Raw genomic sequence first — 14,469 nt, forward strand, 5'->3', positions numbered from 1 at the left:
GTGTCGAGGCTGCCTTCCTCCACCCCTCGACGGGCTGTGGGGCGCTATGGACATCCAAGCCACTCACTCTGCCAGCGTCGGCCGATGGAGTTCCGCTTTCCCGCCTCAACCTGCATAACTATGCCGCGCCGTCACCTCGATCACGATTCTTGCCAGCGAGGTATTCCCTGACCAGTCGTCCCAGTACGTCGCCCTCATGGACACGCTCGTTGAAGACGGCTCGCCGGAAGGCGCCGTACTCCTCACCCTCCAGGAACGCTGTCATCCACATCGCCTTCGGGTGGTGGTAGCCACAGCACATCAGACGGGTACAGACCCTTCGAGACCTGCCGAGCTTGGGCGTTCGCCACGGATGGTGCGGGTAGCCCCGCAACTCCTCCTTGCAGCGTCCATGAATGTCGGACAGTTCAGTCTTGTTCCGATGACGCTCGCTTCCGTAGTGCAACCGGAACCACTCACGGCGATCCGTGTCTGCTATCTCCCGCTGCACGCGCTCTACGCGCCTCGTGATGCCGGCGTAGACCTCGGGACGCATGGCCCTCGTTGCGAAGCCTGCCTTCGGATATCTGTGGTGCAGGTCCAGGTTCGCCACCCAGCTCTTCGCAGTGCGGCCCTTCTTCCAGCGATTGCAGTCACAGGCCGGAACGAAGTTCCACCAGATGTCCGGCCCTCCGTCTGTGATGGGCTTCTCGTGGTCGAGTGTCGTAGCAGCCGACCGGCCGCAGTAGGTACAGAGTCCGCGCTGGGCTGTCAGAACCATGAGCCATTGCCAGGTCTTCTGCCTGCCTCGCTCGCCCCGACGAATCTTGTCCACCGCACACCTTTCTCTGATTCAGCCGCGCGCGGGGATTGTATGAGGAGGGGCTGACATCGGTGCGTTCTCCCAAGGCCGGGTAATTGACCTTTTAGCTGGCCGCGCAGAGGGAGTTGACGGACGCCGGTGGTGGGCAGCGGAACTCGTTGGTACAGGAAGTTGCTCAAGGCTGCTTGTCCCGCGAGGAGTTGCATTGCCCGTTCATCGTGTCCGGCGTCCTGTCCTGACGAACAACACTCTTTCGGTCACTGGGGCCGTAGGCCGGTCCGCGCCCGGTATCTGGGAGAGTCGACGGCGATCATCCCGTTCGCGTTCGTTAACGCGGCCCCTGCCGGAGACAAGGTCCGTGGAGCGGCGGCTGGCTGACCTCTCGGATCAGAATTCACTTCCTGGGCGAAGTGCACCCCGTACTTCCGATCGGCTACCGGCTTGCCTGGAGCAAATTAGCCGGCGGCCTATCCGGGGTGCCGGTCGTCCGTCCGACCGCGAACGGCGTACGCGACCTGCGTCGAAGACTCGTTGGCGCAACGGTGCGGGCGTTGTTCAAAGGGACACCGACCGGGTCTGGCCTGCCCCGGAAGCGACCCGATCCCAAGGGCCGGGTCGCACCGTTGATGGCGAGGCCCCGGTCCGGTGAATGCCCGGCCATGGGCCAAAGTTCGGAGTGAACACCGGGGTGGCACCCGACAGTGAACCCCAGGGCATTGCACACCGGCGCGACGAGATGCCGAAACGAGGTCCCGCACGGCGCCCTGCGCTCCCATCTTGTTGCAGCACACGGTGTGCACCCCAAGCCGGATCGGCGGCCAGCCCTCGGTGCTCGAGCCAGTCTTGCCGACGCCGCTGTCCTGCCGTTCAGATCTATCGGCCACAACTGACGAGCGCTCGGAGTTCACCCCGCACACTCGACCCGGTCGCGGCAGCCCGAATACCCCATACCCAGATGCGAATGCCGTCTGTTGGATTGGCGGCTCCGCCGACGAACGGGGACACTCGTTATGTACGCCGAGTCCGCCTGGTTTGGGGACCACGTGGGGACCACACGCCATGCACGAAAGCACACGAACCTTGCCGAACGGCACGGTAGTTCGTGCGCGTACAGGCCCCTGACCTGCAAAAACCTTTGACCTGCCCAACTGGGGGTCAAGGGGTCGCAGGTTCAAATCCTGTCGTCCCGACGGTGTTCAAGAGGCGCTGACAAGGGCAAAAGCCCAGGTCAGCGCCTTTTGCAGGTTTAGACCACTAGACAGACTGGCGAAGCGTTTCCGGGGCGACGTGGACCAGCCGTGGACCAAATACAGCCGAGGGAGCCCTCTCGGTCGGATTCCAGGGCAGAAGAATTGGCTGTTTAGTCGGATTTGCTGCTCGATTCCGACACGCTTCGGCAGACATTCATCACCCTGTGCTGTCGAAGAGGTGCTTCTCCGTAGGCCATTTGACCGCCAGTCAAGTGCGCTACAACCGCAGTCGGCGGCAGATCGGCATCGGGCAGGGTCCCGCGATGCCCCGTGCCTGACGCTCCGGACCGCCGGATCAGCATCAGCACCTGCAACGCCATGAGCTGTGGCATCCCTTGCATGGCCGCCCAGCCCCCTTGGGGGCAATCGCAACGGCGTTGATACGTCAGGTCATTCGCGTGCTGACGCAGCAAACGAGATGGTCTGTCGCCGAGGCGGGTCGCGTACCGGAGGACCTACCCCAGCAAACGCGCGTCCTACCGCAACGTGTCGATACAGCGGCCCGTTCTCCTCCCACGGGGGACACTCCAGACCCGTTTGCCGGGGCCGTCCGATCGGTCCTGCACCCGGACGCAGGGAGTCGCAAGCAGCCGGCATCTGGCAGCTGCCGGGCCCAAACGACCGGCCGATCCTCTGAGTTGTCCCCGATCCGGAGCGTCCCCGTCTCCACATGCAGGGACGGGGACGCTGCGGAGCCATCGCAGGTCACAATCGAGCAGCTCAGGCGCACGAGTCCATGCGCGCAGTCACCGACTACAGGTCGTCCTGCTCCGTTCGCGAGTTTGAACCAGGTACCTGCGATGCCTTGCCCAACATGCCCTGCGTCTCTCCAGTGGCGGCCGAAATCGTGATCTGCAGGCCAACCATCTGGAGATTGTTCTGGTTCGACTTCACAGGGTCGACGAGCGAAGCCACCTCACGCAACAGGTGCCAGACCTGCTCCCGCTTCGCGGGGTCGGTCACCGACGCCAGAGGGATGCTGATGACCGTGGTCTCGAACGACGGCTCGGTCACCCTGCCAGCCTGAACCGGAACCGCAGGGCTTCCAGGAGTTGGCGAACCGCACCCACTGATTCGCTCGGGGACCGCCGCAGAAGCAGCGCGACTATGAGCAGCGTCGGCTTCTTCCCCACTCCGTTGCTCCGGCGGCGCCAGGAGCACCCGTGGCCGAAGCTGCTGCTGCAGAGTTGCAGATTGGATCTGCGCCGCGGTCGCAGGCCGAATCTCTACGCCGTCGCTATCCGTGAGCATCCATTCATCGGAGGTGGCCAGCTTGAACAGTGCGAGACGCATCTCCTCGTCGGTTTGGATCAGCGGCCAGGTCGGATCGCTGTATGGATGCGCGAACAGTTCCTTGGGGGTCAGGTCGCGCCCATACTGACCCGATGTGATGAGCTGCGCCACATACTCGGCAGAGAGCTGGTTCGTCTGGACAGCTCGGCCGTCTGTTACGAGAGCAGCCCATACATAACGGCCAGAGAGCGACGTCTGCGGCTCCGGCAGTGTCTTGTACTGCACTGCCAGCCCACTGTCAGTGCGCAACACAAACGCATAGTGCTGAAACGCCCAAGCGACAGCCTCATCAAGCTTCCTACCCGCTTGGTCACGGCGCTCGCGTGCTGCGCCCAGTTCTTCGCTGTCCTCGGCCAGTTGAGCAACAACCTGATTCCAGGCCAGGTAGTCGCGGGCAAAAGCCTTAGCACGGTCCCGTCGCTGGGTGGTGGCCACAGCCATCACCATCGAGGCTGCGAAGGTGCTGGGCAGGCCCGCAGAAATGCCGTACGCGACATCGATGTCAGCGCGAGTTGCCTGGTCTCTACCATTGAGCAGCGTCCAGCGACGCGGGTCGAGTACAACGAGCCTGGTCTGCTGAGAATCCAGTCCAGCAAACGCGGCGGCGGCAGAGACTTCGTACTCGTGACGAGCCAACTTGTGAAGAGCGCTGAAGCTGTGCTTCTCCGCCAGTGCTTGCGCACGTACCCACACCGTGTCGACTGACTCTTCGCCGCTGACCATTGACAGAGCATTCGCGTGGTACATGTTCAGCGTCTGCTTGATGGACAGGTAGAAACGCTCAGGTCCCCTGCCTGGCCGACTCCGCTCAAGGGCGCCAAGTCCTCCCTCAGCCGGGCTCGCTACCAGGGCGTTGAACACCTCTTCGGCGGCGGAGTAGTCCACACCAGGTCCCGCAACCGCGGCCAGCAGTTCGGCCTTGGTAGCCCCTCGAACGGCGCGAGGACGAGGCACCAGGCTGTAAGCGAGGCAGGCGGTGCCCATCCGCAACGCCGGCACAGGCTGTCCGGCGTCCACTCCACTAGCCTTCAGGGCAGCATCGAGAACGAACGCCGTACCACCGCCAGCGCCAGTGTTCACGATGTCAGTGGTTGCTACAGCTCGGTAGCCCTGAATGGCACGATCGTTCCCCGCAAGGACGCCACTTGAGAGAAGTGCCTCCAGTGCGCTGGTGTGCAACGGTATGTCGCCCACACCGATGAGCGCGGGAGCCCAACGTCCCGCCTTGTGTTCGTCACTCCAGAAGAGGGCAGTACGAGCAAAGATTGAGACAGTTGAGCGCACCCGCTGGAAGGCTTGGACGACGGTCCACTCCTTGCTCACCAGGGCAAACAGATCCGGGTGGAACGGATATGTTTCTGCAACGCGCTCCGATAGTCCGACCAACGTACGCTTGCTGCCTAGCGGCATGTATACCTGATCCTTCCACGCCCCCTGATGACCGGCAGCCGTGAACGCGGAAGCTACGGAAATCGCGGCATCATCAGTTTTAGCCTGAGTAAACAAGCGGCGACGAATGATCTGCGCAAAATCGGAAGGTTCGGTTACCGTTACCGTCTCCCCGTTCCGCTGCAAGCGTGGACTGAGGTAATCGCGAAAAGCCACGGCTGCCGGATGATAGCCACTCTGGTCTTCCTCGCTCCTAATCATGACGATCACAAGAGCAACGCCGGCCTGGTCATCCACGGCATCAGTCAGCGCATTCAGAAATGCTTGCTCGCCAGGCATTCCACCTATGGCGCTCTCATCGGTGAGCGCCATCGCATAGTCCATGAGTTCGTCAACGAGAACCAGAACCGGGCGATCAACCTCAGCAAATGCAGCCTGCAAGGTCACCTTATTCGCACCGAGACCACTGTAATGCTGATAACGATCCATCCTGTTCTGGCTATCCGCGAACAGAAGCCAGAGAAAACGGCCAAAAAGATCCGTAGCGGGACCGAAGCGAGGATCTATCTTGCCGGGTGACATCCCATCGCAGGTCAAAATGACCGGAAGAACTCGCGACAGGTCAACGGCGTGCTGCCTTGCGCCAGCTTCTGCACTCACCGCCAGCCCCAGCTCGGCAGCGAAGAACGCATCCGGGCGACTGATCATGTGCCAGATCCCTACCAGAGCATGGCTCTTACCACCACCCATCCCCTGGTCGAGATGAAAGCACGCCTGGGTATCGAGATGGCTCACACCGAGCCGGCGGGCTACACGGCCGAGGAACCCGACGAGTTTTGGCGTCGGCTGAGTGATGTCCGTGTAATAGCCGCAATCTGCGTACGGAACAGGTACGGTCTGGTAGACCGCTTTGGCCAGGCTCATCTGAAGCTCACCCACCGATCCTTCGGTCTGGCGAACTTCATCCCTCAGCGTCAGAACGTCAGCCCAATGAGCGACGGGAGGTGTGGTCACGGTCACGTCATCTCCTAAAAGAGGCTGGTCTGGTTGCGAGGATGTGGCACAACGGCTGCTGCGGTGGGCATGACAGCGGCAGACGCCTGCACAGTGCCGCGATTGCGTTTGATAGCGGCCAGGGCAACCGCAACGGGGTCCGAACCGGGAAGCTTGGCGGCGACCCAGTCCACGACCGCCCACAGATGAGCGTCGGTCGGCGACAGCTCTGCCTCAGCGATGACCGCTGCGACTGCCTCAGTTCCTGACGACCACTGGGCCGCCATCGCACGGATCACCTCGTAGACACTCGAAGAGAGTGTGACCTTCTCGGGGGCGTCATGGCGCAGCCTGTATCCCGCCTTGGTCTCCAGGAGAATCGGACCACGCAAATCCTCAAGGCGGAGATCATCCGACTGAGCGAAAAACCGAGCTTCCCCCTTCGGCACGTCTGCGCGGCCGTAGAGCTCGTGCCAAAAGACCGCGAGTCGTGTGTGCGGATCGAACGTCTCCAAGGGCAGCTCATCGAGTCGCAGAGCGACTGCATCTCGAACTGCACGACGCGCCAGAGTCATGTAGTGCTCAAGCGGAACCTGCTCGCCACTCGGAGTGATGACACGCTCATAGCGACCCACGATCGCGAGCGCCGCACCGTACGACGCCATGAGCTGGTCTTCCAACGCAAGGCCGTCAGTGTCCCATCCACGACAACGGGCCTTGACATCCGCAACGACGTCCGCGTCCACCTGAGCGGCGATTCCGATCGATCGGCGACTGGGGGTGACACGTGCACCGATGGACACAGTGACGGAAATTGTGGCCACACCCGTGACCGCGGTTTCAGTCCGCGAAGGCCACGAAGACGTTACGACGAACCCGGCATCTGTCAGCGCGGTGAGCAATCTCTTCCACGCCTCCGGATCCGAGTGGCCGAAGATCACCGTCAGATGTCCGTCAGACTTAAGGACACGTCGTGCCTCAGTAAACGACCTGGCCAGCATGGCCTCGTAACGCTCTTCGCTCGACCTATGGTCGCCAGCCCCCTTGGCCCCCCGTCCCTTCACGATGATCTCTTCGGTCTTGTCCTGCAGGCCATCAGGGCCGTCGGCACTTCCGGAAAACAGTTCCGGCATAGCAGTTCCCAAGGCGCGCTTGAACCACACGTAGAAGAGATCCGAAGAATCCGCGTACGCAATCATGTCGTAATAGGGAGGATCACAAACGAGGGCATCCATAGTCCCGTCCCGATACGGCAGCGCCACAGCTGATGCCCGCCGAAACCTTCCTGGGCGACCGGACACATCCGTCTCATCGAGGATCTTCTTGAGCGCGTTAATCAAGCTGGTCGACACTGAGGTCCACGTACCAGGGCCTTCCCCTGGACCAGCCTCGATGTAGTCAAATTGATGCTTGATGACGGATTGAGAAGAGAAAATATGGTCGATCTGCACGCGGTTCTGCTCGGATCCATTAGCCCGCCCATGCGCCCTAGAGCTTGCGCCTCTGGTGCCGTGTTTTACTTGCCGCATGATATTGCTTGCCGCATAACCGGCAAGAGCAGCGGCATAGTCTGCCGAAACACTCTCAGACAATTCGGCGTGAAGCTCCGAGATGACACGCGCCGTGGTAGCAAATAGCACGGCTTGACGACTGTTCATGAGTGAGCCATAAGTCAGGTAACCGTAGCCACTGCCTCGTACATTATCCCTGTTCCCCACAGGGATCCGCTCATCAGGAATGGCGCTCAGATTCGAAATCTTCTCAAGATCAGCAGACTCAGCCAGCCGCGCGGCCTCCACCTCATCGGCTCTCGGCGCGCGAAAGATCTTTTGATTGCTGCCGGGGTCTACTTCCCCGACAGCGAGCATCACATCTGCATATTGCCCAGCGAATCCCTTCGCCTTGACAACATCGAGCGTATGGGTTTGTCCGCAAGTCGAGAATGGGCAGCGCGCTGACTTCCCACGCTTTCCTTCAGGTGAACTAAATGGTGGGTTCTGGGCGGCCTGCCCTGGATGGATCTCGACTCTCCACGTATCCCCGTCGGCGACAAGGCGCATGGCTTGCCCGACGTCCCCTGTTCGCGTATAGGGGTGACGCAGCGTCATAGTGCCGAGAAGCGGAAACCGCCGACGGCAACCGTCACAAGGAATGGTGACCGCCCACAGGTAAGCCCATGGCAACGCGCCGCCCGAGTTGGGATTGCGGGGATAGTACCGCGCTACACGGGCTTCGACCCGCTTCCCTACTTCAGCGAGCACCGCATGTACATCAACGAGCAATCGAGGCCCGTCGTCAGGCACCACAAGGCCGTCGATCGCGAGCAGAGTAGCTTCGAGCTCACGAGTACCCCCAGCCTCCTCAGGAGCGAGTCGTCCTTGGGATGACGAGACACCAAAGGGAAGTGGCGGCTCATTCGACCAATCTACGAGCGGAAACTCGGCTAGGAGCCGGCCCGCAAGGGTGGCCACGGGAGAGAGATCTGTACCCACAGCGGTCGCACCCAATCGAGCGGCCTCGAGCGGGATAATTCCACGCCCAGAAAACATGTCCAGCACCACGGGAGCTTTGCCTGGATACTGAGCTTCGATCCGTTCTCGCAAGCGCGACATCGCACCCACATCGCCAACCTTTACACTGAGTCTGATATCAGTGCGGTTTTCGGGTGTATCCGGCAACAACGCGCAGGCAACTGCAGCACGGGCTTGTGCAATTGGTCGCGACGCGAACCAGGTGAACAGCGCCTTCTCGCTGCGGCCGGAACCGGCTGGCGTTGTCACGGCCGCGTCGACCTCGGCGCACGGGAACCACGTGTCAATCAGACGTGCCGTCGAATCTGGTTGCGAACCTGCGGGCCCCTTCATGGCAGCACGATCGGTGTCCATCGCTGCGTTCACGGCAGATCCGGCAGTCACTACTGGTCTCCAATCAGTCTGTTGAGCTCAGAGAGTGGGATCTGGAAGCGTTCGACTCGCCGATGCCCGCTCAAGGCGGCGGCGGGATCCTGCTGCCGCAGGGCGACGAATGGACTAGCCGCACAATTGATGACGACGTAGAGCCAGTACGCATCCGTACGCTGTTGAGCCTGCGCCCACTCGTTCTGTTCGAGCCAAATGGCCCGTAGGGGACCGCTCTGCCCCTTCACCTCGATGAGCCTTTGCTCTCGGGTTGCCCGGTGGCGGGCGTAAAGGTCATAACCCACCCCGGAGCTCTGCCGATCATCGACGTCATATCCCAGACGTTCGAGCTCGGTGACCACGGTGGTAATTGCCACCTGTTCTGCATCCGGGTCGTACCCCAACGTCTCGACCCGCGCTCCGCCCGTCACGCTCACCCATCCGACAAGTCGCACGGAGCTAGCCGTAACGCCAGCGATGTCCTCAAGGACAGCTTCCCGCGACGACTTCGCCACAGCGAACTGTTCGAGCAGGGCGCGCCGCTCGTCGAGCGGCCGGTCTGCAATGGACTCTTCGAACCGGTATTGGGTGGCATCCAGCTGCGATCGGGCGGCAGCTATCCAGGCCCGGCGCTCGTCTACGAGGGCTGTAACCTGGCTCCGCAGGGTTTCGCGGGCTGCTTCATGAGCATCGTGGCGAACCGCAGGCGGTAGCGAGTCAGCGCCCTCCGCCGCCGAGTCCTCGAGGGCTGGTGCGCGCAACTTCATGAGAGAGTCCCACGCCACGGGTATCGCCTGCCCGAGGGAACACCGGATGAGCAACGGAGCCTTGCGAATGATCCTGGTACGACCGTTGTGCACCTGAATGTCCGCATCAAAAAGGGTCAGTACGTACGAAGTCAGCGAACCACTGTCGACCAGAGTCGATCCGCGGACCAGGTCCGCTTCGCCGAGGGCCAGCGCGTGTGCCACGAGCTCCTGAAAGGGCTCCTCAGTAGGACCGAGCACGATCACGTTGTCGAGGCCAGCAGCACCGTCGTTGATCGCCTGCCGTACGGAGTCACCGGCCGCAGCCACATAGGCGTGCCACATGCTGCCCAACGCCTTGGGTAATGGTGCGAGGGTCGCAGCAACTTCCCGAATACCCTTGGCGGGACCGGGACCTACTCGCCAACGTTCGGTGCGGGCAATCTGCTCGACCATCGCTTCGACAATGATCGGGTTAATAGCCTCGAGCCGGTCTGCTGCAAACCTCTCCAGGGCTTCGGAGACGTTGGCTGGTGTGGCCAGGCTCCGCTCCTCGGCAACGAGTGCCTGGGCCGAAGCGATTAGCGTCTGCGTGTCAGGAACGACGACTTCTCGCCCCGCTTGAGCATCCAGCATTGCTTTACCCCAGTCGAAACCGGCGCGATCGGCCGTGGCATCCAGTAGGTCGTAGACCTTACCTTCGAGAGATTTTCCTGCGTTCTCAAGGTTGGTCAGCATCACCTGCTGGACTCGCCCCTCTCTCGTGTGCGGAGCGACCAAGTGATAAACGTAAACGGGATTCTCTTGTCCGATTCGGTGTAGTCGACCCATCCGCTGCTCAAGGCGCACCATAGACCAAGGCAGGTCCCAGTCAACCATCACGTGAGCGGACTGGAGGTCGATCCCCTCGCCGCCAGCATCGGTGGATACCAGGACTTGGAACTCACCCGCCAGAAAATCCTCCTGCAGCGCATCGCGAGTTATATGGTCGACGGACCCCTCGAGGACTCGCGAGCTGAACCCCGTCTCCTCGAAGCGCGCCTGGAGCCATCGCGCAGTATCAGAGAACTCGCTGAAAACCAGGAGTTGGCCCTCTCCTTGGCGAAGACCATGACGCTCCATTAATTGCATCAGAAGAGACCATTTCGCTGGCGCTTGAGCAACCTCGGCCCGAGTCAACGTTTCGAGGAGTGATGCAACTTTTGCGAGCTCATGAGGCTTGTCCTTGGTTCGCGCGGCCACGAGGGCCGTCTCTGCTCGCGCCCAAGCTTCGTCATCATCCGCCGCGGCACCAAGGCCGTGCAGCGTGATCAGCCCTTCCGGAGGGACCGGGTGGGTGCGCTCATGGGCAGCGCCCATGAGGGCGGCCTGGCGACGACGCAACGTCGCAGCAGCCGCGGACAGGGACGATGCGGCCCGTTTACCGTAGATCGAGCGTGCCAGCGTGGCAGAGTCCGCGTAGAAGGTCTCCACGTAGTCCATCACCGCGTCATACACGGCTGACTCATATGGGTTCAGATCCACCGAAATCGTTTCGGAGAATCGCTGTTTGAACAGCTTCGACCCGTCATGTCCGACAAGATCTTCCTTCATACGACGCAGGAACGACAGCTTCGAGGGAACGAGTGCCGTCTCGTAGTCGGTCTTGCGCGGATCCCAGGGATATAACGTGGGATCCAGCAAGTTCATCAAACCGCGAAAGTAGTGCTCTTTGCCGCGATGCGGCGTGGCCGTCATGAGCAGCAAGTGGTGGGAGCAGTCGCCTACTTGGCGTGCCGCAGCAAGAAACTGGCTCGTCGGCGTTAGGCGGTGGGCCTCATCGAAGATGGCGAGCGACCAAGAGCTGTGCGAGCCGGCCACTTTCCGACGAACCTCACCATTGTGGGTGAAGAGGTCCAGCGAGACGAGCCAAGTGTCGTAGCGGGGGTCCAGATCGGCCGGGTCTGCGGCTATCGCTGCAGTAATGCGCTTGGCCGTCACTCCGAAGAGACGCTGAAGGTCTCGCTCCCACTTCGTAACAAGGTGCGCAGGAACAATGATCACCGCTCGGCCCTGGATAAGGCCGACGCGGCGCCCCTCAGTTAGGTACATGCCAGCCATGATCGTCTTGCCGGTCCCAGGCTCGTCTCCGAGTAGAAACCGGAGGCGCGGCTGAGTGAGCATATGCCCATGTACAGCTTCATCCTGGTGAGCGAACGGCTTCAAGGGGCGAGTTGCTAGCACCGCAGAGCGAATACGCGGCACGGCGTGCTGCATCCAGCGGCCCCATAAACCAGTCAGCGCCCTGTCCGGGTCGCCACCACGATCGTTGACGGGAACGAGACCGGCTTCGAGTTGGGCAGTGGTCAGCAGAATGCGCTGAGGGGCTCCAACTCCATCAACCACGAACAGCTCAATGGTGCCGTCACCGGCGTGGTCGGCATCGCGCACGGTAACCAGTGCGCCGTCCACGCGCACCTGCCGGCCCTTCTCGGGTAATGCGACTGTCACGGTCCCCCCCAAGCCCCGTCTGAGCGTCAGGCCACCACGTTCAGCGACCTATCCCCCACGACGAGCGCCCTGACCAGGGAGAGCTTAACGGCGAGTGCCGGGCTGTGTACCCGTTCCGCTCAGGCTTGATCTCAAGGATGTATCGACTCGTCCGCATTGTTCATAGATAACGATCACTCCGATGTGTGGGGCGATGGGTCGCTGCACGACGCTCCCTCGGTGAAGGCGCCTTCGGGGCGGGCGGGTCGGAACCCAGGCACCGCCTGGCACCCCTTGCCTGCGGCAAGGTGTCCTCCGCGCCGCTGGCCCGGGGCACCTGCTCATGCTCTCGCTAGGTCCTGGGTCCACCGCAAAGCGGCCCGCGGGTTATTCCCTAAACCTGCCCGTCCTGGTGACGCACACCACCACAGAACACCCCGAGGGCTTGAGCAGGGCGTGGACCGATTGGTGGGCGCGGGAGAGGAGGACATCGTGCGGGCCACAGAGGAGGAACTCGCGCGGGAGAGGCAGGGACGCGATCCGTCGCGAACGACCCCGATCAAACCGAACCCATACGGCGACGGGCGGGCCAGCGAGCAGTCGGCGCCAGCGTGCGGTTGGCTGTCGGGGCGCGGCGAACGACCAGCCAACTGACAGGCGTGGAAGCCCGATCGTGTCGAGGCGGCAGCACGGTGACGGCGCCAAATCGAGAGTTGAAGTGCCCGTCGGCAGGACAGTGACGGTCCGCGGCGCCGGATCCTCTCGCGAAAGCCACCAATCCCCCACCCCCGCAAAAAGTCCGAGCAATCGAGAGGGCTTGTCCACTCGCGCCAACAACGCTCGCAGAGCACTGATGTGGGTGGTGGCCCATTCCTTCAGTCGCTCACGCATGTGAGCGATCTGTTCCTCGTTCACTCCGTACACCGCGTATTCGCGGTCCGGCCAGCGATCGACTGCCTGGAGAGCCAGCGCGAAATAGGGTCGTTCGAAACCAGCATCGTGTACTTCGGCGAGTTTCGAGAAGGCGTTCCGGGGTGTAGCGCCCGGAGGCGAGGGTGTCGTCGACATCCAGGTAGTCGCATGGAGCAGCTCGGCCGCACAGTGTGGTCATCTTGTTGGCGACCGCTTCATCCGGGTGGAGGACCAAACCGATGCCGAGGTGTGCCAGCGGACGGGATCGCCAGTCGCGGCGCATCTCCACCTTCGCCTCGCGACCTGTCTCGTCGATCACCGTGAAACGGGCGAACACGTCCCCGAGGAATTCGACATCGACCGTGAACCCCTCAGTCCGGTAAGCCGCGGCCACGCGATCCCCCGCCTCGGCGAACCCGGTGACGTCGGTGAACAGATCGATGTCGTCCGAGGTGCGTTCGAGGAAACCGTGGGCTTGGACCACGTAGCCGCCCGCCAGAACGAAACCGTAGGAGGCAGCGGCGGCGAGCAGGTGTGCAGGGGGTCCATACCCGGAATGCTATGCGGCGGCGGGGACCAAGTCCGGGAACCTCAACTCCCACATCACCCGCAGGCCCATCGGCAACCAAAGCCGCGGCCACACGCGCACCAGCAGGTCCCCATTCACGTGACCAACGAGTTCCTCAGCATGCATCGCCTCACGAAGCACCGTCTCGTACAACAGACGCACATCGGCGTCGTCCGCCAGGTCGTACGACTGCTTCGGGGTCCAATCCAAGGACGTGGGCAACACGACAACGCCCTCGGCCGGGCCGGTCAACTCCGCGAAGCTGTCCGGCACCGCGTATGGCCGGACATCTGCGTAGCGCACGCGAGCGTCCGTTCCCCCCAGCATGCCAACGGACGCCCGAGAGGTCCCGCCCTGTGGACCATTTGTGGACCACACGACATGCGCAAATCGACACGATACGATGGAAATCAAACGCCGTAACGGGCAGTAGAGCGCGCCTGACCTACGAAAACGCCCCATCTCCCTGCTGGGGGTCAAGGGGTCGCAGGTTCAAATCTTGTCGTCCCGACCAGCGTTTACGCAGGTCGGAGGCCGTCTTCTCAGAAATGAGAGGGCGGCCTTTCCCTCGTCTCGGGGCGTGGTGGTCGCAGTGTGGTCGCATGGCTTTTCGACCGACCCCGAGCCACATCATCGAACGACCCGCGACCGCAGCGGTGTAGAGCCGTTTCAACAGGTCTCGGAGCCGGGCCGGGTGGTCGCGATGTGGTCGCACCCGATTGGGCGACTGCCTTGCCACGTCCACGCGGAGGATCCGCAAGCCGGAGGTGACCGCATGACCCCTCCTCCCGCATCCATGGAAGGTCTGCTGCTCACAGCCGACCGCCTCCTCGACGGCGAACCCGCCGACACCACGACCGCCGGCCGGTACCGCGGCGTCTGCCTCGCACTGCGCGGCGGGCTGGAGCTCTGCGTCGACCGGGCGCTGGAAGCCGCGACGCCCGGCCTGTCCCGCACCACGGGGCGGCACAAGTTGCTCCTCCTGCACTCCGTCGCGTCAACGGAGACGGCCCGACGGGCGAAGTCCCTCTGGTCCCAGCTGAGTCTGGGGTGCCACTACCACCTGTACGAGCTCGGGCCCACGTACGACCAGGCCCAGATTTGGCGGACCGAGGCCGACGACCTCATCCGAGAACTGATCCACTGACTG

Annotated in this window: 7 protein-coding genes; 1 reads left to right on the forward strand and 6 read right to left on the reverse strand. The window is 62.5% G+C overall.

Translation table 11 applies throughout. From position 1 onward, the window contains the following. Window positions 1-118 precede the first annotated feature (118 nt). The 6 genes from ACH4U8_RS20705 to ACH4U8_RS20730 form a co-directional block, all read right to left on the reverse strand. Complete coding sequence (locus ACH4U8_RS20705; protein WP_395779209.1) at window positions 119-814, reverse strand: HNH endonuclease; 696 nt, start codon at window positions 812-814, stop codon at window positions 119-121. A 1,991-nt stretch (window positions 815-2,805) separates the two neighbouring features. Continuing rightward, entirely contained in the window at window positions 2,806-5,754 is a 2,949-nt protein-coding gene (locus ACH4U8_RS20710; RefSeq protein WP_395779211.1) for a DUF499 domain-containing protein, read from the reverse strand. A gap of 8 nt (window positions 5,755-5,762) precedes the next feature. Then, window positions 5,763-8,624, reverse strand: a complete 2,862-nt coding sequence (locus ACH4U8_RS20715) for a hypothetical protein (RefSeq protein ID WP_395779213.1) — start codon at window positions 8,622-8,624, stop codon at window positions 5,763-5,765. A gap of 17 nt (window positions 8,625-8,641) precedes the next feature. Then, entirely contained in the window at window positions 8,642-11,860 is a 3,219-nt protein-coding gene (locus ACH4U8_RS20720; protein WP_395779215.1) for a helicase-related protein, read from the reverse strand. Window positions 11,861-12,722: 862 nt separating this feature from the next. Beyond that, the gene (locus tag ACH4U8_RS20725) at window positions 12,723-13,235 is read right to left on the reverse strand and encodes a hypothetical protein (RefSeq protein WP_395779217.1); all 513 of its coding nucleotides are present in this window, start codon (window positions 13,233-13,235) and stop codon (window positions 12,723-12,725) included. A gap of 75 nt (window positions 13,236-13,310) precedes the next feature. Further along, complete coding sequence (locus ACH4U8_RS20730; protein ID WP_395779219.1) at window positions 13,311-13,622, reverse strand: hypothetical protein; 312 nt, start codon at window positions 13,620-13,622, stop codon at window positions 13,311-13,313. Window positions 13,623-14,094: 472 nt separating this feature from the next. On the opposite strand from ACH4U8_RS20730, the gene ACH4U8_RS20735 reads away from it, so the two are divergent. Further along, on the forward strand, window positions 14,095-14,466 hold the full coding sequence (locus ACH4U8_RS20735; protein ID WP_395779221.1) for a hypothetical protein: 372 nt from the start codon (window positions 14,095-14,097) through the stop codon (window positions 14,464-14,466). Window positions 14,467-14,469 lie beyond the last annotated feature (3 nt).

Source organism: Embleya sp. NPDC020886 (assembly GCF_044333915.1).
GTDB lineage: Bacteria > Actinomycetota > Actinomycetes > Streptomycetales > Streptomycetaceae > Embleya.